This is a genomic window from Dysgonomonas sp. Marseille-Q5470 (genome assembly GCF_951230145.1).
In the GTDB taxonomy this organism is placed as follows: domain Bacteria; phylum Bacteroidota; class Bacteroidia; order Bacteroidales; family Dysgonomonadaceae; genus Dysgonomonas.
Genome location: NZ_CATNVE010000009.1, coordinates 20594 through 46083 on the forward strand (window position 1 = coordinate 20594; position 25490 = coordinate 46083).

Genomic DNA, 25490 nt, shown 5'->3' on the forward strand with positions numbered 1-25490 from the left:
TACTTAGCTGTTAGCTTATCGCTATCAGCTTTTTATTTAATATTCTTGAGCGATATGTGTAACTACACTGTCTACAAATTTACAAATTACAGCAAGGCTATTGCCACTTGTATCTGTAATAACGATTTTACCATTACCTCTCATGTCCTGAGTTGTTATATAATTATAATCACCAAGCAAGTCAAAGCCTTTTGTGGCAAGCTCCTTAGCTTTATCATTACCTCCTATTTCTGACAATAATAATGGTTTTAGAGGATTGAAAGTTCCACATATAAATGTAGTCTTATCTTTAGCCTGATCCGACAGATCACTCTTTAGTCCTGTTGCTGATATGTTTTTGAATACACTTTCGCTATTTGTAAAGAAGAACATATTGTTGTTGATTCCAAAGTAAGCATTCGTATTCTCATCCATTTTTAGCGAATATGTATTTGGATTCAGTTCAGTGAAAACGGCAGCTTCGCCATTAAGTTCTTTTATTTTTCCTTTTGCAATATTCCATATAGAGTTTGCGTCTTTGAGGTCTGCAAAAAATGAAAGCTCAGGAGATGAGTCTGTATATTCAAAATCGTAGTAATCAGATTTCTTTGTTACAATTTTTACATTATTCACGGCAAAAGTAATGTCTCCATCCATATTGGAGATAAAAGATTTCAGGTCGATGCCTAACTCCGATAAGTTAGAACCTGCACTTTCTTCTATCAGAGAAATGAAGCCTAATTCGTTCAGATAATTATAAATACCTTCTCCTTTCATGTTAGCCGAGATGGAAAAGATAGGTTTATCTGTAAAGTATTTAAGCTGATCACCTTTTAGTTTACCTGTCATCTGCGACGCCAGTTCGTTAAATTTCTTCTCTGCTTCCGGGGTATCATAGTACATTTTATTGCTAAATGCTATTTCCCCTTTTTCGAACGAAATAAAAGCAGCTGTATTTATATCTTTTAATTGGTCATATAATTCTGTTAGCATTTTATTTACAGCATTCCCGTCATGTCCTTGCATTGCCAATGCCGGAGGTAACAAAGAAGACCACATTCCTTTTATATTACTGTATGAAGAGAAGATCGAAATATCCTTTTTGTTCGAAATAAATTCTGCGAATGATTTTTTAGAGTTGATGCTCTCTTTAGCTGTTTGCGTTAGTTGTTTTGTAACCAATGTTTTCAGATCAGGCAAGGCACTATGGTCGCGATAATATACAGTTCCCATATATGTAAGCAATAAAAGCTTGTCCTTAGTCCAGCCTATAACAAAGTTTTGTTGTGCACTTACTGTAGTCACCCCATCTTTTTCTTCCAACATTTGTTCCGGTAGCTCGAAGGTCTTGATAAGTAATTCCTTCAATTTCTTTTGATCGTCCATTTTCAGAACAATACCCATTGTCGTACTGTCCATATACATGTAACAATCGCTAAGAAAGTCGATGCCTGTCGAATTTGGGTTTTTAAGGAAACTCTCAAGCTGTTCAATAGCTTTTGTCGCGTTACCGCCGGACTTAGCCTTGTCAAGGGCTTCTTTTATAACTTTATTCTCCAGTGGCTTATAGTCGGCTTTTGTCAATAGAGATTTTGTATCGATATGTATAACAGTAGCGGCACTCGCCGGTATCGAGTTGGTCAAGTCTGCCGAATCTTTACATGAGTAAAAAAAAGCTACAAATAATGCAACTATGAGAGTAATACCCGTTTGTTTCATAATTTCGTGTTTAAAAATATTAATTCTGCGAATATAAGAAAAAGAAAGGTGTTGAGCTTTGGAATGATTAATTCTTTTCACATTTTATGAAGATTGTTTTGCGAAAAAGATAATTTTGTATCCAAATATAGAACGTAATGAATCTTTTTGAAAATTTAAAGAAAGCATATACACGCATTCACCCCAAACCAAAGTATGGTGCTTTGGAGCTATTAAAATATATAGGTCCCGGACTGTTGGTAACTGTGGGATTTATTGACCCGGGTAACTGGGCTTCGAATTTTGCAGCCGGATCGGAGTTTGGATATGCTCTGTTATGGGTGGTAACGCTGTCTACCGTTATGTTGATTATCCTTCAACACAATGTAGCTCACTTGGGTATTGTGACAGGGCTTTGTCTTTCCGAAGCCGCTAATAAATATTTACCCCGTATGGGTTCGCGAACTATATTGTGGTCGGCAATGGGAGCTTCTGTATCCACATCTTTGGCCGAAATATTGGGTGGAGCTATTGCATTGAATATGCTTTTTGATATTCCTATCAAAGTGGGAGCCGTATTGGTTGCAGTTTTCGTTTTCGCGATGATGTTTTCCAATTCGTATAAAAAGATAGAGCGTTATATTATTGCTTTTGTCTCCCTTATCGGACTATCTTTTATCTACGAGCTTTTTCTTGTTGATATAGAGTGGGGAGAGGCAGCACAAGCATGGGTAGTGCCTTCTATCCCGGAAGGGAGTATGTTGATTATAATGAGTGTGCTGGGTGCAGTGGTGATGCCGCACAATCTTTTTCTGCATTCGGAAGTGATACAAAGCCGTCAATGGAATTTGCAAGATGAGGCTGTGATTGAAAAGCAATTGAAATACGAGTTTTTCGATACATTTTTCTCTATGTTTATCGGGTGGGCAATAAATAGTGCGATGATCTTATTGGCTGCTTCAACTTTTTTTAGAGAAAATATCGTCGTAAATGATCTTCAACAAGCCCATTCTCTGCTCGAACCATTGCTGGGAAGTAATGCGGTTGTGATATTTGCATTGGCGTTGCTGTTGGCGGGAGTTTCGTCTTCTATGACTTCGGGCATTGCGGCAGGCTCTATATTTGCAGGTATGTACGATGAACCTTATAATATAAAAGATATTCATTCGCGTACAGGTGTTATTATCTCACTCGGGATAGCATTGCTAATCATATTTATGATAGGCGACCCTTTTAAGGGGCTTATTATCTCTCAAGCTATTTTGAGTGTGCAACTTCCAATAACTGTGTTTTTGCAGGTAAGGCTTACTTCATCTAAAGAGGTAATGGGCAAGTACGCTAATACTCTTTTTACGAAAATACTTTTGTATGGCATAGCCATAGTTGTTACGCTTCTTAATATATTGTTGTTGGTTAGTTTCTTTGTAGATGTTAAGATATAAATGATATTGCTCGAATAAAGAACCGTTTTTAGGTCTGTTTTTCTCTCTTATAAATACGTTGCGAGCTAAAATATAACATAAGAGAGATCAGATTCTTTTTTGAATACGTATCTTTATCACTTGATTATTAATAAAAACCGGATAGTTATGAAAAAGTATATTGTTTTTGCTCTTATCTGTTCGATTGCATTCGCTACGTTTACTGGGTGTAACTCAAAATCGAAAACGGATAATACAACAGATGAAAAAACTGTAAAAACAGAAGTAAAAGGAGAAGCACCGAAGAAGAAATATATTAAGCTGGCCGAAAAAGCGAATGCTTCGATGCCAATGGTATTACCCGGTAATATACGCATGGATCGAGCTGAGGCTGTTTCTGCTACAGAATATAAGTATTACTACACTTTTACTCAAGAGCCTATCGTATCTGTTGACGAATTTGTTCGGAGTGCAAAGCCTGCTATCACTATGGGGATGCGTGAGAATAAAGGCGAAGATCTCGATATGTTTCGTAAAGATAAGATGACGGTAATATTCGCTTATTATAAATTGGATGGTACGCTTTTTGCAGAGATAAAAGTGTCACCAAATGAGTATGCAGAATAATTTCTGCACGTTTTTATCTATTAATAGAATGATTTAAAGGAAAAAGGTGACGATATAAATATATAAAAAAGTGTCACTTTTGTCACCTTTTAATAAAACCCAAAATATAACTGAATATGATTAAACACATCGTAATGTGGAAGCTGAAGGATGAAGCTCACGGAAATAATAAAGTTACAAATGCAAAACTGATAAAAGAAAAACTGGAAGCTTTGTCGGGTAAAATTGATGGATTACTCAAGATAGAAGTAGGTATAGACTTTTTAGGAGGTGGCAACTTTGATGTTGCTCTTTATTCAGAATTGAGTAAGAAAGAAGATTTAGAAATATATCAGAATCATCCGTTACATCAGGCTGTTCTTCCTTTTATCAGAGAGGCTGTAATAGATAGAAAAGCCGTAGACTTTGAGGTATAAATGCAAGAAGATATAATAAAAGACATTCGTAAGAGATGCCGTATGGCTATGAACGGCATTGTTTCAACAAACATGCGTCAGCGTGGTTTGGATTACAAGCTAAACTTTGGCTTGTCTGTTCAGCAGATCAAAGATTTAGCGAAGCGTTATCAACCTGATTCTGAACTCGCGGAAACGCTTTGGGCAGACAATACCCGCGAGTTGAAAATATTGGCAACCCTACTTTACCCAACCGATTCTTTTACAAAAGAAAAGGCACACGAGTGGGGTGTATCTATCCCCAATCAGGAGATAAGAGAACAGGTTTGTGCAAACTTGCTTCAGAATGTGACATTTGCCAGAGAGATAGCATTGGAGTGGGCAAATTCAGCTGTTACAGATATCAGAACTACAGGGTACTGGTTGTTGGCGCGTCTGTTCATTGCTAAGAAGACAGAACCTGTAGCTGTAGAATTAGTGTCAACTATTTGGGATGATGTGATATCCGAGGATATTTTTCTGCGGAATGCTGCATTGTTAACTCTAAAACATATTGGTCGTCAATCTAAAGATATTGCAGATCGCATTCTTCAAAAATTATCTGTATATAAGGAAGATAAAGATCTGATAAAGCAAGAGGCGTTTAATAGCATGGCTTTCGAGTTTAATTATTTCTTTGAGGGGTAAGAGTAATGTTTGGATTAGACTTCTCCCTCATATTATTCTTCGTTATTCTTGTACCGGCTTATGTATTGATAAAGCACTTTAAGGGTAGAAGAGAGCCTTTGGCATTATTGGTAATGTCTGTCCTTTCTATTCTTTGTTGGCTGCTGATAGGAGTTGTACTTTACTTTCTGGATATAGATATGCAAGAAACGGCATTGTTAGTCAATGTCTTGATTTTTTTACCTATTTTCCTTTCCTCTCTCATCTTATTGATAAAGCTAATTCTTTTTGTAAGACATAAATATAAAAAGCGAGGTGAAATATCTCATTAATTAAGATACTTCACCCCGCTTAATATTTTAGATTATAAATGATTTAACTATTTTCCAATAGCATATCGTAATCCCACGTAGAATTTACGACCCTGAGTTGGTCCCCACACCATTGTGGCATCAAAGTCATCACCAAATGGATTTTCTGCCGAGACGATCGGATTCTTTTGTTTGAAATCCGTAATATTTTCTGCACCTACATAGATACTCCAATTACGGAAGTTCTTAGTGATCTGTGCATTCAGTATTGTAAACGAATCGAATGTAGTTTTCCACAAAGGATTCACCACATCAGGGGTTGGCATACGTCCGCCTCCGTTAAATTGGGCGGTAAGGTCGAATACCCATTTCTTTAGGCGGGTTTCGTAAGAGCCTGTTAAAAGCGCTTTGTAATCACTTATCAGAGGTTTTTTCATTAGTTTGTCTCCGTAAGTTGTTTTTGCATTTGTCCAACGATACGCTCCCAATATATTAAACCCTTTGAATAAGGGGTATGACGCTTCTATCTGATAACTATCGGCATACGATTTGCCCGACAGGTTATAGAACTTTACAGCATGAGGGTCGCTGTCTACATCGGTTACCACCTGATTGTCAAAGTCGGTTCTGTACCACTCTCCCGATATGGTTAGCTCTTCTCCTCTGATTGGTATATGAAAAGAGATGCTTGTACCATAGTTCCATGCCGATTCTTGTTGCAGATTATCTGCTATTTCTATCTTGCGGCTGCTTGCCAAGAAGTAGCTGTTTTCAGGCATAACAAATACTGTACGATAGCCTTTCCCCGCAGATGCTCTAAGGTTTAGCCATTCTACAGGCATATACTTTAAGTGGAGGCGTGGCGTAACGAATGCTTTTTTGTGCAGGGTGCTGTAGTCTGTCCGTAATCCGGCAAGGGCAATGAACTTATCATCCTTGTTAAAGGTATATTGCAGGTATCCTCCTGTTACAGTTTCTTCATCGGGCTGATTTGTGATTGACTGAGTCAGATAAATTGATTGATTGTATTTGTCCCAGTTCATACTTAAACCTGCACTTAGTTGATGCATCTTGCCAAACGCTGTTTCATACATCAGCGATGCATATAGATTGTTTTCATATACATTGTATTTGTCTGCTGCATACTTTGATTTCTGATCGTGATATGAGCCTGTGAATATCAGAGCAATATTTCCGTTACGTTCTTCGTCTACAATGTATGAGTTCTTTGTATAAAATTCACCTCTGTTTGTCTTTACAGATATTTCGTACGGATCAGTATTGATGGAGGCGGAATTTAAGGTATGCATTGTTTGCCCACTGGTACGGTAATCCTGTAAGAAACGAACGCCGAATTGTGAAGCATATCTGCCTGACATATAATTCCACCTGTTCATCATATTAAACTGGTGTTTCTTCGGCATGTCTAAGAAACTGTCATCGTTGTCGTCATGTGATGCAGATTCATTCGAATAGTGCAGGAATACTCCTGTGCTTAATTTATCATTCAAGATAAATGCTGCATCGGCATTGCCTTCATATCTTCCGGCATCACTCGAAAATAGATTTAAGCTGAGAGGATCAGCGCTATTTGGCTTTTTGTATTCCACATTCATTTGTCCTGTAATCGACTCATAGCCGTTTTTTACCGAAGCCGCGCCTTTAGATATCTGTATGCTTTCCATCCATGGTCCGGGTATGTAATCCAGTCCGTATACTGAGGCTGCACCTCTAAAGTTAGGATTGTTTTCTGTCAATGTTTGTACGTAAGTTCCGGCTAGCCCGAGCAGTTGTATTTGTTTAGCTCCTGTTACCGCATCGCTAAATGATACATCTACCGAAGGATTTGTTTCGAAGCTTTCGGAAAGGTTGCAACATGCAGCACGGTGCAATTCTTTGGTTGTTATTTTTTCGGTATTCAATAGGCTTGTCCGGGATTTGATTGTTCCCGGTACTGTTCTTTCTACAACGACTTCGCCTAATTCGGCATTTTCTTCCAACACAACGTTTTGTGTGTCTGCAAAATCATGTATGTGGATAACTTTATCTTCAAATCCGACATACGATATGGCGAGCATGTGATCTTTGTGTGGCGTACCCGATATTTCAAAGTAACCATGTTCGTCAGTCATTACTCCCGCCTTTGCATTCTCCCATCGTACAGATGCACCGATTAAGGGCTGTTTTTGGCTGTCGAATACATACCCTTTCAATATGTCTTTGCTAAAGGCGAAAATGGGGATGAGGAGAAGTAGAATAAATATTTTAAATGTTTTCATTTGAATTCTTATTATTCGATTTGTAAAATACAATAGAAACTTTGTTGCATACCCGATCGGTACACAATAAGTAGATGTGTATTACAAAAATCAAATAATAAGTACACGAATGAGTGACAGGTATTCACGAGGTGGAATATCCGGTGGAGATTCGAATATAGAATTATCCTGAGTATATAAAGAATTATCTGTAAGGATACTCAAAGGAATAGTTGGTGAAACATCCGATATCCAAACGAATGGCACAGATACTATCGGCCTGAATGAAGAGGCATCAATATCTATAGATAAACGAGAAGTGGTGCAAGATATATCCTGAGTGAAAGAAGTGTCTCCGCACGATTCATCGTGTAATACATCTTTGTGCATCGAACAGCAATCACCTTTCTGCTCTACTTTCTGATGTTCTAGAGAACAACATGTATGTTGCTCGGTCATGAAAAGGGTTTGCTCACTACATGAATTGCAGCAGTAGTTTATAATTGTAACCCCCGCACCGGTAAAAAACACCGTTGCGGCAGCAATTATAAGAATTGTATTTTGTGCAAATCTTTTCATATCAAATACAAAGATATGAGAAAATTATAGACACATATAGGTTTTAAGTTTTTTTTAATTTAGAGTGATTCTATTTAGTCTTTTCTCTATTCTCTCTATTTGGTTACTTCATCAATCAGATAAAATATAGATTTGAAGTTTATATCGCTGTATTCGCTCATCCCGATTTCGCAAGTACGGCTCGTAGAGTATCCGTCTTTACATCCGGCAGGGATTTGTTCGTTGAGGTGCCTTTGCCCGTGAGCATTCAACTCTGGATATGTGAATCCTCTGTCGCCGGCAAAACCGCAACAATTCGTATCAACAAAGGCAACTTCTTTAGAACATAATTTAGTCAGTTGCAATAGCTTTTGTTCCATGCCAATCTTTTTCACTGAGCATACAGGGAAAACAGTCACTATATTACGAGGGTGTTTGATTTCGAGCTTAGGCATCACAAAGTCGAGCATAAACTCTATTGGGTCATATATCTTTAAATTTTTATTCTCGTATGCCTCATGGAAAGTATAGAAGCATGGACTCATATCAAATAGAATAAGATACTTCCCATTTTCGGAAGCTTTCAATAATGCATTTTCCAGCTCTTTTGATTTGCGGGCACCTTCTTCTTTCAGACCTTTACTGCTAAACGCCATCCCACAACAAAGGCTATTGATACCCTCGGGATAAATAATCGTAAATCCTGCACGTTGTAGAAGTTCCTGTGTCTTTTTTGTCAATTCTACGTCACCCTTTTCATAGCCGTTTGATTTGCCCATCGAACGGTTTATACACGAAGGAAAGTAAACAACTTTATTTACCTGTCCTTCATTTATTACCATATCCTTTATCTTGTTCGCTCCCTTAGGCATATCCTTATTCCATTTCGGAATCGTTTTTAGAGATAAGGTTCTCATCGTAGAAGCGATTCCACCCATCAGTGTATCGCCTAATATAGAATGGACGAAGTGAACAAAATTAAGTCCTCCTCTTGCTGCCGAGGTAGTCCCGGCCATGCGGTTGCCGATATAAGATGCTACTTTTTTTGCAGTGTCCGATGCTTCTTCATGTCGGACATGCTTGATAAATTTTCCTGTATCTATTTTTACAGGACAAACCAAGCCACACAGTCCATCTGTAGCACACGTCTCGTCTGAATAATACTTCGCGTCATTCAGCATTTGTTTCAACCGTGAAGGATCTTCACCTAATGCTTTTAGTCTTGATATCTCTCGAGCAATCACGATCCGTTGGCGTGGCGATAAGGTTAGCCCCTCTGCAACACAGTTTGGTTCGCAAAAGCCACATTCCATACATTTATCTATTATCTCATTTGCTGCAGGAAGAGGTTTCAGATTCTCAAGATGTATCTTGGGATTCTCGTTGATGATTACACCCGGATTTATAAGTTTATGAGGATCAAAAATATCTTTAATCTTGAGCATGATCTTATAAGCCGCTTCTCCCCATTCTTTTTCTACAAAAGGAGCCATGTTGCGCCCTGTTCCATGCTCAGCTTTTAATGAACCATCAAACTTATTGACAACAATGTCGGCCAGTTCGTCCATCATATCCGCATACTTCTGTACCTCGCTTGGACTGTTGAAGTCCTGAGAGAATACGATATGGAAGTTTCCGTCAAGAGCATGTCCGTATAACACGGCATCAGCATATCCTAAACGCTTGAATAAATCTTTTAAAGCCACACATGCATCTCCCAGTCTATCTATTGGAAACGCAACGTCTTCTATCAGACATGTTGTTCCTGTTTTTCGCAGGCCTCCAATGGAGGACAGAAGTCCTTTGCGAGCTTTCCAGTTAAAATTATATTCTTTAGGATCAGATGTAAATTTATATGGTTGTATTGTGGAATATGGTTCAATTGCCTTGCGAATGATAGCCTCTTTTTCATTCATTTCGAGTTGTTCGTTGGCTTGTATTTCTACCAGCAGCAAACAGGCTGTTTCGGGTAATGTCCGAAAATATGAAGGAGCTTCCGGATCGTCTTCGATAGATCGTATAGAATCTCTATCGAGTAATTCTACTGCAGACACAGGTGTCTTTTTGAGCATAGGAACTACTTCACAGGCTTTCTCTATGGTTTCGAAGATCATTAGAGTACAAGCTTTATATTTCTCGTCAACAACCGTATGGTAGGTTATGTCGGAGGTGAAAGCAAGTGTCCCCTCCGAGCCAATCATCAGGTGCTTAATGATATCGAAAGGATCTTCATAGTCTACTAATGCATTTATGCTATATCCTGTCGTGTTCTTTATTTTGTATTTCTGTTTAATGCGCTCTGTAAGCGTGTTGTCTGCTTTTATTTTATCTCTAAGTTTTTCTATTTCACGGATAATTTCAGCGTGTTTTTCTGTGAAGTCCAATTTGCTTTTTTCATCCGAAGTATCAAGAATAGTACCGTCATAGAGGACGATGCGAATATCTGCTATTGTTTTGTATGAGTTCTGATCTGTACCACAGCACATTCCGCTCGCATTGTTCGCGGCTATACCCCCGATCATTGCAGCATTGATAGATGCCGGGTCGGGACCTATCTTGCGCCCAAAAGGTTGTAGGTGAATATTTGCTCTGGCTCCTGTTATTCCCGGCTGTAGTTTTATCTTTAAAGCTTCATCATCAAGAATCGTATATTTCCGCCATTCGTGTGTTGCTACCATCAGTACCGAGTCGGTTATCGCTTGCCCCGAAAGGCTTGTGCCTGCTGCCCGATATGTAACCGGAATATTGAGTTTTCCTGTCTGACGTATTACTTCTACAGCCTCTTCTTCTGTATGTACTTGTACTACTATTTTAGGAATCAGACGATAAAAACTTGCATCAGTACCGTATGCTAATAGTTGTAGAGGATTGGTAATAATTCGTTTCGACGGAATTGTTTTAGATAATTCTTTTTTCAGTTGCTGATAATTATCAGGTAACATAGTATTTAGCTTTTTAGTGATCAGTATAGGTAAACGGTTTCGGAAAACCAATGCAATTTATAAAACATATTTGAAATAGGAGTACGTTTTAGACTTATTTCAATGGTGAGTAGATGTGATAAAAACCTAAAAGGTCAACGAATTATTTAGAGGTCTGAGGTTTATTTTGTATATTTATTATTCTTTTTAGTTTTGGAGATATGAGTTGCTAAAAAGCATAAATTGATGTATTTTTCCTCTGCTATAATTTATTAAATACAAGAAAAAAGACTAATTTTGCTACTCAAATTTTAACAAACAAAAAACGAAATACATTATTCATTTTTAAACAAATAAAAACAATGAGAATCGAGAAAATTTTCGCACGTGAAATCTTGGATTCAAGAGGTAATCCTACAATTGAAGTTGATGTAACTTTGGAATGTGGCGTGGTTGGTCGTGCTGCAGTACCATCTGGTGCTTCAACTGGTGAAAACGAAGCTTTGGAACTTCGCGACGGTGACAAAAAACGCTACCTTGGTAAAGGTGTAGTGAAAGCTGTTGACAACGTAAACAAAGTTATCGCTCCGGCTCTTTTAGGTGAATCTGCTCTTGATCAAAGAGGTATCGATTTGAAAATGATTGCCCTTGACGGAACAAAGACTAAATCTAATTTAGGAGCTAATGCTATTCTTGGTGTTTCTCTTGCTGTAGCTAAAGCTGCTGCTAACTACCTTGAACTTCCATTGTATCGCTATATTGGCGGTACTAACACTTATACTCTTCCTGTACCGATGATGAACATCATCAACGGTGGATCTCACTCTGATGCTCCTATCGCATTCCAAGAGTTTATGATTCGTCCGGTAGGTGCTCCTTCTTTCAAAGAAGGTTTGCGCTGTGGAGCTGAAGTATTCCACGCTTTGAAGAAAGAATTCCACGACAGAGGTCTTAGTACAGCTGTAGGTGACGAAGGTGGTTTTGCTCCAACATTGAATGGTACAGAAGATGCTCTTGAATCAATCCTTAAAGCTATTAAAGCTGCAGGATATGAGCCGGGAAAAGATGTTACAATCGCTTTAGACTGTGCTGCTTCTGAATTCTTCAAAGGTGGTGTTTATGACTATTCTAAATTTGAAGGTCCTAACGGAGCTAAACGTACATCTGCAGAACAAGTTGAATTCCTTGCAAGCCTAGTAGCTAAATACCCTATCGATTCTATCGAAGATGGTATGGGCGAAAATGACTGGGACGGATGGAAATTGCTTACAGACAAACTTGGAGATAAAGTTCAGTTGGTAGGTGATGACTTGTTTGTAACTAACGTTGAGTTCTTGAAAAAAGGTATAGAAACAGGTTGTGCTAACTCAATCCTTATCAAAGTAAACCAAATTGGTTCACTTACTGAAACTTTGGATGCTATCGAAATGGCTCACCGTGCAGGTTACACTAGTGTAACTTCTCACCGTTCGGGAGAAACTGAAGATGCTACAATTGCTGATATCGCAGTTGCAACTAACTCAGGACAAATTAAAACAGGTTCATTGAGCCGTTCAGACCGTATGGCTAAATACAACCAATTACTTCGTATCGAAGAAGAACTTGGAGACAAAGCTGTTTACGGATGGCAACGTGTACAACGTAAAAAATAAGAAGGAAACTTCTTGATATAATAAAGGCTGTTCCGATAGGGACAGCCTTTGTTTCTTTTGGATCTATATATTTTAGTTTTCTCCCCTTGATAGAGACTATCGCCTACAACAAAATCCCCATTCGACCCAATCTTTGGCGAAATCTTAGTATCTTTACCAACTCCAAAATTTCTTACTGCCGTTCCGGCTAAGTTTAGTGACATATGAAATATATTCGACTTATAATCTTTTCAATACTTATAATATCAAGTGTCTCTGTTTATTCTCAAAGTGAAAAAGATACACCTCGTAATGGTGAAGGTATACACGCTTTTCTGAGAAGAAACAAACGCACAGGGACAGATAATCTTAATAAGTTTCTGGAGTTGAATAAAGGAAAGTTCGGTAAAGAAAATTCTCTATTGAAGGATGTTTCGTATCTATTACCTGACACGGATAAGGATAATACGAATAAAACAGAGAGCGAAGTTTTGGTTTCTGGTCAAACGGGTAAAAAAACGGAGAATAAGCTTTTTGGAGAAAAATATGCAGAATATACGATTAAATCAGATAAGCTAAAAGGTGCGTGTTTCTTCTTATCCAGTGGGCACGGAGGACCCGACCCCGGAGCAATGGCAGAGGTAGACGGGTATGAACTTTGCGAAGATGAGTACGCTTATGATATAACGCTTAGGCTTGCACGCAACTTGATGGAAGAAGGAGCTACAGTATATATGATTATTCAAGATGCAGAGGATGGTATAAGGGATGACCGTTATTTATCGAACAGTAAGCGTGAAACATGTATGGGGGCTACTATCCCTTTGAACCAGATTGCCCGGTTGAAACAACGAACAGATAAAATAAACAGCTTGAGTAAGCGTTCGAAAGCAAAATATAAAAGATCTGTTTTTATCCATTTGGATAGCAGAAGTCAGAAACAACAACTAGATGTATTTTTCTATTACTCAAAGAATAGTACTGCGGGTAAAAAACTCGCGAATACAATGCGTGAGACTTTTAGTGATCATTATGACAAGCATCAGCCGGATAGAGGCTTTACCGGAACAGTAAGTACACGAACATTATACGTTCTTGATAAAACTCTGCCTGTGGGTATTTATGCAGAGCTTGGCAATATTCAGAATAGTTTCGACCAGCGTCGCTTTTTACAATCAGATAACAGGCAGGCTTTGGCTAATTGGATGTGTAGGGGTTTCATCAAAGACTATGAAAACTGGAAAAAGGGAAAGTAAAGAATAGATATTCTAATACTTTTTAGCTCTTATCCTTTTGAATATTGATAGCTCTACGATACAACAGGTGAAGAAAACCTCCATTGTCAGTTATCATAAAAACTAATATATTTGTATAAATACAAAAAAGTGCATTATGAGATTATTACTTATCAGCAATTCAACAAATCCGGGAGAGGCGTATTTAGACTATCCGAAGTATAACATTAAAGAGTTTTTAGGAGAAAAACCTGTAAAAGCATTATTTATTCCTTATGCTGCGGTTACTTTTTCCTACGATGAATATGAGAAGAAAGTCAACGATCGTTTCAAAGAAATAGGGCATAGTGTTGTTAGCATTCATCACTACGACGATCCTGTAAAGGCAGTTGAAGAAGCAGAGGCTATTGTAGTAGGAGGTGGTAATACATGGAAGCTTGTTCGCATGCTGCGTGATAATAAGATTATAGAGCTTATCGGTAAAAGAGTAAAACAAGGAGTTCCATATATAGGATGGAGTGCGGGTTCAAATGTGGCTTGTCCTACATTGCGAACAACAAACGATATGCCAATTATCGATCCTAAAGGGTTTGATGTGGCGAACCTTGTTCCTTTTCAAATAAACCCACATTATCTGGATACACATCCCGAAAATCATGGGGGTGAAACTCGTGAAGATCGTATCAGGGAATTTATTACAGAAAACCAGGACATATATGTTGTCGGACTGCGAGAAGGCTCTATGCTGAATCTTGAAGGCGATGAGTTGAAACTTATCGGAAAAAAGACAGCACGTATATTCAAATATGGAGAAGAACCAAGAGAATTGAAAACAGGTGATGATTTCAGTTTTCTACTAAAGAAGTGATTAAAGGTTCATCTTCTCAATAGACATACCACACTCATAGCCCTCTTCGTAGAGTGCTGTGAGTTTGTTTATATCTTTTTCTATACGATCTACAATGATCGGTTTTTGGGGTCTGATAACAAATACAGATCCTTCCTCCTCAAGCTTTTCTATCAAATCCAATTGAGAATTATAAAGACTATTTCTGTTACTTAAAGCCTCACGCATAGCCGGATATTTCCGGTAAATGAAAGATGGTATTTTTATATCCTTGCTTTCTTTCCTATATCCTTTGTTGCGTGTAAGAATTACTATGTTTTTTTTATAACCCTGATTTATTGCCCTGTTTACAGGTATTGAGTCGCAGATGCCTCCATCAAGCATAGGGATATCATCTACATACGCTATAGGGCACATAATAGGTAAACTGCTGGATGCTTTTACAATATCTATAACCCTCTCCTTATTCGATTTCTCTTCTAAGTACTCTGCTTGCCCTGTAAGGCAATTGGACGTTACCATTTCGAACCGTGATGGAGAGGAGAAGTAAGTCTGATAATCGTAGGGTATAATATTTTCAGGAAACTCATGGAACAGTAAATCGAAATCCATGATATTTCGTTTTTTTATATAATGCTTAAGCCCTATATATTTATATTTAGCCAGAAGGTCTACATTGCTATATTTAGCTCTTCCTTGTTGCTTAGAGATAAAAGAAAGTCCATTACACGCTCCGGCAGATACACCAATTGCATAAGGAAATTCTATATTTCGACTCATGAAATAATCCAAAACTCCACAGGTGAAAACTCCGCGCATACCTCCTCCTTCAAGTACCAATCCTATCTCTGATGTATTAATCATCTTCGTTTTTATACTTATTGGGGGCTAAAGATAGCAATTTTTGCAATAAAAAAAGTTCTGCTCTTTATCGCAAGGAACAGAACTCGAAAAGTAGTAATTCTAAGTATGTGGCTTATTTATTAGCAATAAGACCACTGGAATTATTGTTTACTTGAACTTGCTTAACTGTTAATAGTTTTCCGCTCGCATCATCATATACGTGTATTAGATGCTGCGATTTGGTAGACCATGTTGCCATATTTTTATCCCACTTGGTGAAGATAAGATTGGCCACTTTGCTTCCATCCGAATTGTATTCATATACATATTTATAAGTTCCAACCCATCCTTGAGAACTCCATTTGTAATATGTTTTTTCCTTCAGATTGTTTTTTGTATCGTAGACAAACACAGCTTTTTTCAAAGCTTCTAATGAAGTGCCGTCTACTGTTGTATATTCTTTTGTGCAAGCGTATTTAGTGGTTTCGATATTGCTATATACTTTGTCTTTTGAATTTCCTGCATATATATTAGAGAATGAAAATAGCGTTGCCAAAACTGTTGTTAAAAATATTGCTTTCATGTCGGTATCTTTTAAATTGTTACCTTGTTAATAGATCGAAATTTTGTTTTTAAAAGCGCTTTCTATATATATGACGTTGTCTACTATCGAATAGTTACAAAAAAGTTAGTCTATTTTTAGTACTATGTTATGCATAGAAGTGTGTTTTATGTATATATGTTTGTAAATTAGTCGTTTATTACTGGTGTTAATTAAGGTTAATGATTGAAAGACTGTTCTTTTTTAGCCATATTTTTTATGATATAATTAATAAAATGCTTTTCAGTAAGGTGAAAGAACTTATCTTTACATCGTTTTCTGCTTACAGATAATATAGAATATTATTTATTATCCTTAATGAATTAAAGAAATGGAAAAAATTAATTTTTATCAGGTTATAGATGGTGTTAAGCAAGTCATTAATACCGAAGAGCAATTTCTACTATCATTGTCAGAAGAACAGATAACCACGAAACTAAATAAGCAGAACAGAAATATAAAACAGACACTTGGACACTTAATAGATTCAGCATCTAATAATATACATCGTATTATTCATTTGCAAAACCAGCCTAGTCCATTGATTTTCCCTGATTATGCTAACTTGGGAAATAATGACAGATGGATCGCTATTCAGGATTATCAGACAGAGAATTGGGAGGACTTGGTTCAATTGTGGAAATATTCAAATCTCCACATAATACATGTTATCAAACATGTAGACACTGATAAGCTCGGTAATGAATGGATTACAGCGCTAGGTGATAGAGTCTCTCTAAAAGAGATGATTATAAATTATCTCCCTCACTTGCACTTGCATATACATGAGATTCATGAGCTGCATATCAGTAATGCTTAAGACATACTCTTCAAAATAAAGAGAGGATTTGGAAACCCCAAATCCTCTTCTATTATAAATAGTTATTATCCTCAATTAATAAGCTCTGGCGAATATTACTCGTTGAGCAGATGGCTTTCCTGTAACCATACATTTGCCCGGAGTTTTATCTCCTTCAAGAGGGATACAACGTATTGTTGCTTTTGTCTCAGCTTTCACTTTTTCTTCAGTTTCGGCCGTGCCATCCCAGTGAGCAAGAATAAATACACCTTCCTCTATCTTCTCTTTAAACTCTTCGTATGTCTCTACAGTGATCGTCTGCTTAGCTCTGAAATCGAACGCCTTCTTGTAGATGTTGGCCTGAATATCATCCAATAGATTCTTGATATACATATCCAGTCCATCACATGATACAGTCTCTTTAGTCAGCGTGTCGCGGCGAGCAACTTCTACTGTGTTATTTTCCATATCGCGAGCACCCATAGCCAAACGTACAGGAACTCCTTTCAATTCATATTCGGAGAATTTCCATCCCGGTTTTTTGTTGTCTGCATTGTCATATTTAACACTGATGCCAAGAGCTTTCAATGATTTTACAATGCCATCCACCTTTTGGTTGATTAAGGCTAATTGTTCTTCACCTTTATATATAGGAACAATAACAACTTGGAATGGAGCTAGCTTTGGAGGAAGCACAAGTCCGTTATCATCCGAGTGTGCCATTATCAGAGCTCCGATAAGGCGAGTAGATACTCCCCATGAAGTAGCCCATACGTAATCCATCTTACCCTCTTTATCCGCAAATTTCACATCAAATGCTTTTGCAAAATTCTGTCCAAGGAAGTGAGATGTTCCCGATTGAAGGGCTTTCCCATCCTGCATCATGGCTTCGATTGTATATGTATCTACAGCACCGGCAAACCGTTCAGATGCTGATTTCACACCTTTAATTACAGGCACGGCCATATACTCCTCGGCAAACTGAGCATACACGTTCAACATTTTTTCCGCTTCCTCTACCGCTTCTTCTTTTGTGGCATGAGCTGTATGCCCTTCTTGCCACAAGAATTCTGCGGTACGCAGGAATAAACGGGTACGCATCTCCCAACGTACGACATTTGCCCATTGATTTACCAAGATAGGTAGATCTCTATATGATTGTATCCAATTACGGTACGTGTTCCAGATAATCGTTTCGGAAGTTGGACGAACAATAAGTTCCTCTTCTAATTTTGCATCAGGGTCAACTATTACTCCCTTTCCGTCAGGATCATTTTTTAGACGGTAGTGAGTTACAACAGCACATTCTTTAGCAAAACCTTCAACATGGTCAGCCTCTTTACTCAAAAATGACTTGGGGATGAAAAGCGGGAAATAAGCATTCATGTGTCCTGTTTCTTTGAACATGTCGTCTAATTGACGTTGCATTTTTTCCCAAATCGCATAGCCGTATGGCTTTATCACCATACATCCGCGTACAGCAGAGTTTTCTGCTAAATCTGCTTTTAATACCAAATCGAGATACCACTGACTGTAATCTTGACTTCGAGGTGTCAGTTCTTTAAGTTCTTTTGCCATATTATTGAATTCTGTTTTTCCAAAATTGCTACAAAGTTAGTAAAAGCCCTTAATTAAATGATATTTGATTTGTATTTCTTACAGGGTTTGTTTTATAGAAGTCACTGTAACTTCCAATACCCTGCTCAGAAATGAGTATTTTGCTTTCATATAGTCATATTCCTCTCCCGAAGTAATATATTTCGCCGTTCCTTCTATATAAAAGCCTGTTCCCTGATAATCTTTATAGCCTAAAACATTTCTACTGCCCAATGTAAGTTTTACTTTGTTATTTACTTCTACATTTTTTTGTGTTTTACGCAAGCCATAGGCTGGGATGAGAATGCGTTCATCTTCTGTAATTTCCAGATATGAGTTCCATGTGTTAGCTATATGTGGTTCTTCTTTTCCCCATGATACGATTGATACTACGCCTTCATTTTCGATTACTTTATGAAATTTCTCTGTAAGTTTCTTTGATTCATTCATTGTTTTTGTAATTTTATTCAGGCATAAAATTACAATTCATCGGATGGGTAAATCTTAAGCTGGTTTAAGAAATACCTTAAGGGTTCTTTTTTCTAATCTCGCTCAGGTATTCCGGGGTAAGTCCTAGGAACGAAGCAAGCATATATTGAGGAACACGTTGAACAAACTCGGGAAAAGATGTCTTAAAGTGTTTATATATTTCTTCTTTCGAAAGTTCATAGAGCAGCTTCATTCTAAACTGTGAAGCAGCAAGTGCTCTTTCGGTGACTAACCTGAAATATCGCTCTAAAGAGGGCAACTCTAAAATCATTTTTTGAAAATCGTGAAAACCAATAGCCAGCACTCTCGAATTTTCTATCGCTTGTATATAATAGTCGGACGGTTTTTGGTTAGAAAGGCTCATATAATCCGTCATCCACCAACTCTCCAACGCAAACTGAATCGTTTGCTCCGTTCCTTTGTCGTTGTGGAAGAACATGCGCATGCAGCCTGTTTCAATGAAGTAGTAGGCTTTGCAGACTTGTCCTTCTTCCAATACAAATTGTTTGCTTTTTAGATCAAGGAGGGTTATATATTGAGATAATATTTCAATATCTGAGTCCTCGAAATGAATATAATTGCGAATATGGCTGATCAGTTTACTATACATCGCTTGTTATTTAATAAAGGCTCTAAAGTAATATAAAAAAGACAGAGTTTGTCCTTATTGATATTTTGTATCTTTGCCATCTACTAATATAAGATAATTATGAAATCAAAATATACAGATATTCTTCTCGACTTGGATGATACGCTTATAGATACTATAGAGAATACCCGGCAGACTTTAGTAGAGCTATATGATGATTATAACTTTGGAAACTATTTTCCGTCTTTTGATGATTTTTATACAATATATTATGCCAATGTCAGTCAGCTCTGGGAGATGTATGGGCAAGGTAAAATATCGAAAGCCACTTTGCAAAGAGAACGTTTTATTGCCCCTCTTTCTTTGGTAGAAGATATATCGGAAGAAAAGGCTCTTGCTATTAATGATGATTATATAGAGCGGATCATGCAAAAAAAGGTCCTTATCGATGGTGCAGTCGATTTACTCGAGTATCTGAAATCGAAATACAAGATACATATCCTATCCAATGGCTTTACCGAGATGCAATATATCAAAATGGATAATGCCGGACTAACAGGCTATTTCGACAAGGTGATACTTTCCGATGCTGTAGGGGTGAATAAGCCTCATCCGCATTTGTTCGATTATGCTCTGAAAGAAGCAGGGGCGGAGAGAGACACTACAATCATGATAGGGGATAATCTATTCACAGATATCGGCGGCGCATACAATAGTGATATCGATCAGATTTGGTATAACCCCGGAGGTAAGCCTGTCGGAGATTTTCAGCCGACTTATATTGTTGATAAGTTATTAGCAATAAAGAATATACTTTAGGAAAAGTAAAGAGCCGGTTGGGGATACAGACCGGCTCTTTATATACATCACTAAATAAAGATATATTTATTAAAAATACTTTTTTAAATCTTCTAGCCAGTCTGCTACACGCTTTTCTGTCTCATTGTATTCATTATCTTCATCCAAAGCCAGACCAACGAATTGCCCGTTTACAACAGCATCAGACTCGTCGAATGTATATCCGTCTGTTGGAACGAAGCCTACGATTTCTACTTTTCCTTTCAGAGCCTTGTACATCGTATACATACCTCCGGCAAAGCTGGTAGAGAAAGATGCGCTGTCGCCTAATCCAAAGATGGCTACTTTCTTATTTGTAAAGTCCATTTTCTCAAATTTCGGCAAAAAAGCTTCCCAGTCATCCTGTAAGTCACCAATACCTGTTGTAGATGCACCTAAAATAAAAAAATCATATGATTGCAAGTCGTCGACACTAACACCATCGGCATTAAAAAGTGTAGCATCGCCGAGTGCTGCCTGTATTTTTTCCGCTACCGCTTCTGTGGCTCCGGTAGACGAGCCATAAACTATTGCAATTTTACTCATAACTAGTTAAGATATTTATTAATTGATTATCAATTATCTGGAATCATTCAAAATAGAGGGTGCCATAAAGCTTTGGATGATACCCCTAAGTCCCAGATACACTATAAACGCCAGCCATAGGATATTGTTCGCAGAAGCCTCGGAAAACATAAAATATATAAGGAAAAAAGCACCTACCGCTATCAGCATAGAATTTCTCATTTGGTGTGATGCTGTAGCCCCAACAAAGACCCCATCCCACAGAAAAGCAGAGAATCCTGCAATAGGGATCAGCAAAACCCAAGACTGATAGCTTTTACTTAACTCTAATATATTTTTTTTATCAGTGATCAATGCCAGTATATAATCCATGCCGGTGGCATAAATGAGCGTAAACAGTAGAGCTATAATAGTACCCCATACGAAGAGACGCTTCACCAACCGTTTTAATAAAAACCGATTGTTTTCTCCGATATACTTCCCCGTCAAGGCTTCGGCTGCATACGCAAAACCATCCATCATATACGAGAAGAGGATAAACATTTGCATCAACAAGGCATTAACAGCAAGGATGTCTTTTCCCGATTTGGACGATGCAGACATAAAAAATGTTGTTACTGCAATCAGCGCCATTGTGCGAATGAAGATATCACTATTCACTTTAAAGAAGGGAACATATGCGTGTAAGTTTTTGAGAACAGAAAAGTCGATGTGTTTTTTCAACCAACCGTATTTCATATTCCAGACGAATATAAATGATAAGAATCCTGTATACTGTGCACATGCGGAGGCTAGGGCTACGCCTTCTATCTTCATTCCCAATCCGTATACAAAGGCAAAGCTTAAAACTATATTTACAATGTTTACCGTGATAGCTATAAACATCGGTGTTTTGGCATCCTGCATACCTATAAACCAACCGTTGAATGTGTACATGCCCAACACAGCCGGTGCAGCCCAGATGTATATATAGAAATATTGGTGAGCAAAAACCTTAACGGTAGGGTCAGCATTGAGTAGAAAGAATCCGGCAAGAGCAATAAAGTATTGTAGCAGAACGATTGCAATGCCAGCACTCATCGCAACCGAGAGAGACCTCAGCAGAGTATTGGCTTGTTCTTTATAGTCTTTTGCACCATAGGCCTGTGCTGTGAAGCCGCTTGTCCCCATGCGAAGAAATGAAAAGCTCCAATAAATAAAATTGAATAGCATTGTACCCAAAGCAATGGCTCCGATATAATCTTCCGAATCGAGATGTCCCACAATATACATATCTACCAATCCGAGCAAGGGAACGGTGATGTTGGAAATAATGTTGGGTATCGCTAATTGTAATATGCTTCTATTCATTGTCACTTTCCTAATATATTTGTCACTTTTTTTATTTAATTATTTGCTATGTATCTTCCTGTAATATAGGATTTTATAATCTTTTCGAGAATGCAAAAGGTGACAAAAGTGACACTTTTTCATCATGTCACTTTTTCTAGCTTTTCAGCATTCAATGGTCTTCAGGTAATCTGGCAAAACCATCTATAATAAGATAAATCTGCGAGCAAAACATATTGAACTTTAAAGGTGTACAAAGGTACTGCTCTTATAAAGAACGTACAAATGTTAAATAAATACATCTCGTATCTTCAAAATGTTGTATCTTTATGCATCTCCAATCTTGAATATTTATAATTATAAAGACCGTTTTAAGTACCTATGGATGTAAAAATAGAACAAAGTTGGAAAGACCAGTTGAAAGATGAGTTTGAAAAAGATTATTTCGTAAAGCTTACCGACTTTGTAAGAGTAGAATATAAAACCAAACAAATCTTTCCTCCGGCGAGGCTTATCTTTAATGCTTTTGAGCATACTCCGTTTGATAAAGTAAAAGTTGTTATTTTGGGACAAGATCCATACCATAACGATGGTCAGGCTCATGGGTTGTCTTTTTCCGTACCCGATGGAATACCTGCTCCGCCTTCGCTTGTGAATATATTTAAGGAGATAAATCGAGACTTGGGTATTCCTGTACCCCGATCGGGAAATCTGACCCGTTGGGCAAATCAGGGTGTATTGCTGCTCAACGCTACACTGACTGTTCAGGCACATATGGCAGGCTCGCATCAGAAAAAAGGATGGGAAGCATTTACCGATGCAGCCATACATCACTTAGCCGAAAAAAGAGAGAATTTAGTCTTTATCCTTTGGGGAGCATACGCTCAAAAGAAGGCTTCATTTATAGATCCTAACAAGCACTTGGTGCTAAGGTCAGTACATCCTTCACCTCTTTCGGCTTATAATGGATTTTTTGGTAATAGTCATTTCAGTACGGCTAATAAATATTTGCAATCAAAAGGCATTGCGCCAATCGAATGGTAGAGTATAACAGATATTGATATAAAAAGATCAAATAAAAATGGCGACAATAATTACATTGCCGCCATTTTTTATATATGCTTGATTTATTTGCTTATGAAACTCTTAATGATTTTCCGGCTCTCAATGTAGCCCTTGATGTGATATTATTCAGCTTACAAAGTTTACTGATTGTTGTACCATGCATCCTTGCAATTTTGCCGAGTGTGTCACCTTTTGATATTCGGTGATATTTCACAGAACCCGTCGCATATTTATTTTTTACATCGTTGCTTGATCTTGTAGTAGATGATGAGGCAAGGTTTCTTATGTCTACACCTTTGCTGCTTTTTCTATAGCTGTTTGGTGTTACTGTATAAGTGTCTTTGTGGCAAACCTTGTTATCAAAATCAACAATGTATATAGGGTTTATTGGGTTGCCTAAAAAGCGGATTTCGAAATGCAAGTGAGAACCTGTCGAACGTCCTGTGTTTCCTCCTAAAGCGATCGGGTCTCCCGATTTTACAACTTGGTCTTCTTCTACTAAGAATCTGGACAAGTGTCCGTAAACAGTTTCCAATCCATTTGGATGGCGCAAGGCTAAGTAATAACCATATCCACGTCTTTCGTATTGTTTTACACGTACTTTTCCGTCGAAAGCTGCGTAAATCGTATCACCCACCTGTACTTTAAGGTCTATTCCGTAATGCATACGGCGGCGGCGAGGTCCGAAATTAGAGGTAACATATCCCATGGTCGGCATTGTGAAATTGGCCAGGCTCACTTTGAATGTATCTGGAATATTCTCTATAGAACGGTATGCGTTCACATAACGATTATTCCATATACCTCCGTAAAGATCTTCTGCTGGGATTTCATTCTCTCCAAGGATGCGTTCTTCTTGAATTTCTTTAAGTATAGAAAGGTCTCTTTTTATTTTAATTCCATCCGCATATAGATTGGAATTTGGGGTCTGTCTGCTGTGTCGTTGCTTGTACTTTAGCTCTACTCTGTCGGGTGAGGCTTCTTCTGTTATTTTCTTCTGGGCGAAACCGGTCATTGGGATGAAAAATACTGCCACTAGAGGCAATAATCTGATTCGCTTGAAGCCTTTTGTTAAAATGTTACTGCTTATTCCTGTCATAAATATAAATTAAATCTCGTCACCCGCATATAAATTAGCTAGCGTGGATTGTTTATAATCAAAAATCTCGTTGTCGTTAAAAAAGCGTTTTAGTTCAATTTTTGCAGATTCGGACGAATCTGATGCATGCACAATATTCTCCTGAGAACTAACCGAAAAATCTCCTCTAATAGTTCCCGGAGTAGCTTCTCTGCCATTGGTTACTCCAATCAGGGAGCGTACAACTTTAGTTGCATTCTTCCCTTCCCAACATTGAAGTATAACCGGACATACCTGCATGGAATCTTTTACACGTTGGAAAAATGGCCTGTCTTTTAAGTGTGAATAATGCTCACTGAGGATAGCATCAGTCAACTGTACCATTTTCATTCCTGCTAGACGTAAACCCTTCTTTTCGAAACGAGAGATAACCTCTCCTATCAGTGCTCTTTGAACACAAGAAGGCTTTAGAATAACGAGGGTTTTTTCCATGTGTGTACTTAAAAATAAATAGAATTTATAAGATATAGAGGCCAAATATAAAACATATTTCAATTTGTAACAACCCCGTAACCTGCGAAAAGGTAGATTTTAACAGTATTTACGCTATGTTTAAGAACATATTTTGTTTGGAATCTCTCTAAACAAAAGCGGTGTTACGCCCTATGGGAGGTGTAGTGCGTTTAACTAAATATAACTAATTTGTAAAGTGTTCCTCAAAGGAGGTGTATTGTCTCTATTTCTTAAATATCAGATATACAGCAGCAATAAGAAAGACAAAAGCCAATAAGTGGTTCCATTTGAAAGTTTCAGTCTTGAATGCCAGTGTGCTGAACAATACAAAGACAGTGAGGGTGATAACCTCTTGGATGATTTTTAGCTGCATCAGAGTAAAAGGTCCTCCATTACCCTGAAATCCAATCCTGTTTGCAGGTACTTGAAAGCAATATTCAAAAAAGGCAATACCCCAGCTGAAAAGTATAACACCAAACAATGGAAGTGATTCGAACCACGAATATTCTTTCATTTTTAGATGTCCATACCAAGCAAAAGTCATGAATATATTAGAAAAGACCAATAATATTATTGTATATACACCGGATAAGTTCATTCTCTGTAGATTAAAAATTTCGCAGCAAAAGTAATTATTTTTTGGAACTTTTGTTTTGATTTAATTCTTACCTTTGAAATA

At 37.7% G+C, this 25490-nt stretch carries 24 protein-coding genes; 10 read left to right on the forward strand and 14 right to left on the reverse strand.

What is annotated here, in order from left to right; translation table 11 throughout:
* Positions 1-36: 36 nt before the first annotated feature.
* Entirely contained in the window at positions 37-1698 is a 1662-nt protein-coding gene (locus QOX35_RS13325; RefSeq protein ID WP_283687355.1) for a DUF4836 family protein, read from the reverse strand.
* A gap of 137 nt (positions 1699-1835) precedes the next feature.
* Here QOX35_RS13325 and QOX35_RS13330 point away from each other — a divergent pair, with 137 nt between their 5' ends.
* The 4 genes from QOX35_RS13330 to QOX35_RS13345 all read left to right on the forward strand — a co-directional run bounded on the left by QOX35_RS13330 (position 1836) and on the right by QOX35_RS13345 (position 4807).
* On the forward strand, positions 1836-3119 hold the full coding sequence (locus QOX35_RS13330; RefSeq protein WP_283687356.1) for an Nramp family divalent metal transporter: 1284 nt from the start codon (positions 1836-1838) through the stop codon (positions 3117-3119).
* Between the two features lie 147 nt (positions 3120-3266).
* Positions 3267-3725: a hypothetical protein gene (locus QOX35_RS13335; RefSeq protein WP_283687357.1), complete on the forward strand. Its 459-nt coding sequence runs from the start codon at positions 3267-3269 to the stop codon at positions 3723-3725.
* A gap of 116 nt (positions 3726-3841) precedes the next feature.
* Complete coding sequence (locus QOX35_RS13340) at positions 3842-4141, forward strand: Dabb family protein (RefSeq protein ID WP_283687358.1); 300 nt, start codon at positions 3842-3844, stop codon at positions 4139-4141.
* Positions 4142-4807: a DNA alkylation repair protein gene (locus tag QOX35_RS13345; RefSeq protein ID WP_283687359.1), complete on the forward strand. Its 666-nt coding sequence runs from the start codon at positions 4142-4144 to the stop codon at positions 4805-4807.
* Positions 4808-5165: 358 nt separating this feature from the next.
* On the opposite strand, the gene QOX35_RS13350 is transcribed toward QOX35_RS13345, so the two are convergent.
* The 3 genes from QOX35_RS13350 to QOX35_RS13360 all read right to left on the reverse strand — a co-directional run bounded on the left by QOX35_RS13350 (position 5166) and on the right by QOX35_RS13360 (position 10855).
* Positions 5166-7376: a TonB-dependent receptor gene (locus QOX35_RS13350; RefSeq protein ID WP_283687360.1), complete on the reverse strand. Its 2211-nt coding sequence runs from the start codon at positions 7374-7376 to the stop codon at positions 5166-5168.
* A gap of 90 nt (positions 7377-7466) precedes the next feature.
* Complete coding sequence (locus tag QOX35_RS13355) at positions 7467-7934, reverse strand: hypothetical protein (RefSeq protein ID WP_283687361.1); 468 nt, start codon at positions 7932-7934, stop codon at positions 7467-7469.
* Positions 7935-8029: 95 nt separating this feature from the next.
* Positions 8030-10855 carry an FAD-binding and (Fe-S)-binding domain-containing protein gene (locus tag QOX35_RS13360; RefSeq protein WP_283687362.1) on the reverse strand — a complete coding sequence of 942 codons (2826 nt, stop codon included), beginning with the start codon at positions 10853-10855 and terminating at the stop codon, positions 8030-8032.
* Positions 10856-11196: 341 nt separating this feature from the next.
* On the opposite strand from QOX35_RS13360, the gene eno reads away from it, so the two are divergent.
* The 3 genes from eno (at position 11197) to pepE (ending at position 14568) form a co-directional block, all read left to right on the forward strand.
* On the forward strand, positions 11197-12486 hold the full coding sequence (gene eno, locus QOX35_RS13365; RefSeq protein WP_006842055.1) for a phosphopyruvate hydratase: 1290 nt from the start codon (positions 11197-11199) through the stop codon (positions 12484-12486).
* Positions 12487-12689: 203 nt separating this feature from the next.
* Complete coding sequence (locus QOX35_RS13370; RefSeq protein ID WP_283687363.1) at positions 12690-13721, forward strand: N-acetylmuramoyl-L-alanine amidase family protein; 1032 nt, start codon at positions 12690-12692, stop codon at positions 13719-13721.
* Between the two features lie 136 nt (positions 13722-13857).
* Positions 13858-14568: a dipeptidase PepE gene (gene pepE, locus QOX35_RS13375; protein WP_283687364.1), complete on the forward strand. Its 711-nt coding sequence runs from the start codon at positions 13858-13860 to the stop codon at positions 14566-14568.
* Here pepE and QOX35_RS13380 read toward each other — a convergent pair whose 3' ends face one another.
* Positions 14569-15411, reverse strand: a complete 843-nt coding sequence (locus QOX35_RS13380; RefSeq protein ID WP_283687365.1) for a patatin-like phospholipase family protein — start codon at positions 15409-15411, stop codon at positions 14569-14571.
* A gap of 112 nt (positions 15412-15523) precedes the next feature.
* Positions 15524-15973 (reverse strand): DUF3836 domain-containing protein, encoded by a 450-nt coding sequence (locus QOX35_RS13385; RefSeq protein WP_283687367.1) that lies wholly within the window; start codon positions 15971-15973, stop codon positions 15524-15526.
* A 349-nt stretch (positions 15974-16322) separates the two neighbouring features.
* On the opposite strand from QOX35_RS13385, the gene QOX35_RS13390 reads away from it, so the two are divergent.
* The gene (locus tag QOX35_RS13390) at positions 16323-16811 is read left to right on the forward strand and encodes a DinB family protein (protein WP_283687368.1); all 489 of its coding nucleotides are present in this window, start codon (positions 16323-16325) and stop codon (positions 16809-16811) included.
* 75 nt (positions 16812-16886) lie between these two features.
* Here the strand turns inward: QOX35_RS13390 and proS are convergent, their stop codons facing one another.
* From proS to QOX35_RS13405, 3 genes are all read right to left on the reverse strand, one after another.
* Complete coding sequence (gene proS, locus QOX35_RS13395; protein ID WP_135106954.1) at positions 16887-18368, reverse strand: proline--tRNA ligase; 1482 nt, start codon at positions 18366-18368, stop codon at positions 16887-16889.
* A 78-nt stretch (positions 18369-18446) separates the two neighbouring features.
* Positions 18447-18836: a pyridoxamine 5'-phosphate oxidase family protein gene (locus QOX35_RS13400; RefSeq protein WP_283687369.1), complete on the reverse strand. Its 390-nt coding sequence runs from the start codon at positions 18834-18836 to the stop codon at positions 18447-18449.
* 76 nt (positions 18837-18912) lie between these two features.
* Positions 18913-19485, reverse strand: coding sequence for a Crp/Fnr family transcriptional regulator (locus QOX35_RS13405; RefSeq protein WP_283687370.1), 573 nt, complete (start codon positions 19483-19485; stop codon positions 18913-18915).
* 99 nt (positions 19486-19584) lie between these two features.
* Here QOX35_RS13405 and QOX35_RS13410 point away from each other — a divergent pair, with 99 nt between their 5' ends.
* Positions 19585-20283, forward strand: a complete 699-nt coding sequence (locus QOX35_RS13410) for a YjjG family noncanonical pyrimidine nucleotidase (protein WP_283687371.1) — start codon at positions 19585-19587, stop codon at positions 20281-20283.
* A 69-nt stretch (positions 20284-20352) separates the two neighbouring features.
* Here the strand turns inward: QOX35_RS13410 and QOX35_RS13415 are convergent, their stop codons facing one another.
* Both QOX35_RS13415 and QOX35_RS13420 read right to left on the reverse strand, forming a co-directional pair.
* Positions 20353-20847, reverse strand: coding sequence for a flavodoxin (locus QOX35_RS13415; RefSeq protein ID WP_006842069.1), 495 nt, complete (start codon positions 20845-20847; stop codon positions 20353-20355).
* A 33-nt stretch (positions 20848-20880) separates the two neighbouring features.
* A complete protein-coding gene (locus QOX35_RS13420) occupies positions 20881-22176 on the reverse strand; it encodes an MATE family efflux transporter (RefSeq protein WP_283687372.1) in 1296 nt (431 codons plus the stop codon).
* 360 nt (positions 22177-22536) lie between these two features.
* On the opposite strand from QOX35_RS13420, the gene ung reads away from it, so the two are divergent.
* Positions 22537-23199 carry a uracil-DNA glycosylase gene (gene ung / locus QOX35_RS13425; protein WP_283687373.1) on the forward strand — a complete coding sequence of 221 codons (663 nt, stop codon included), beginning with the start codon at positions 22537-22539 and terminating at the stop codon, positions 23197-23199.
* 91 nt (positions 23200-23290) lie between these two features.
* Here ung and QOX35_RS13430 read toward each other — a convergent pair whose 3' ends face one another.
* The 3 genes from QOX35_RS13430 to QOX35_RS13440 all read right to left on the reverse strand — a co-directional run bounded on the left by QOX35_RS13430 (position 23291) and on the right by QOX35_RS13440 (position 25409).
* Entirely contained in the window at positions 23291-24319 is a 1029-nt protein-coding gene (locus QOX35_RS13430; RefSeq protein ID WP_135106942.1) for a peptidoglycan DD-metalloendopeptidase family protein, read from the reverse strand.
* A 9-nt stretch (positions 24320-24328) separates the two neighbouring features.
* Positions 24329-24790, reverse strand: a complete 462-nt coding sequence (ndk, locus tag QOX35_RS13435) for a nucleoside-diphosphate kinase (protein ID WP_135106940.1) — start codon at positions 24788-24790, stop codon at positions 24329-24331.
* 244 nt (positions 24791-25034) lie between these two features.
* Positions 25035-25409, reverse strand: coding sequence for a DMT family protein (locus QOX35_RS13440; RefSeq protein ID WP_135106938.1), 375 nt, complete (start codon positions 25407-25409; stop codon positions 25035-25037).
* Between the last annotated feature and the right edge of the window lie 81 nt (positions 25410-25490).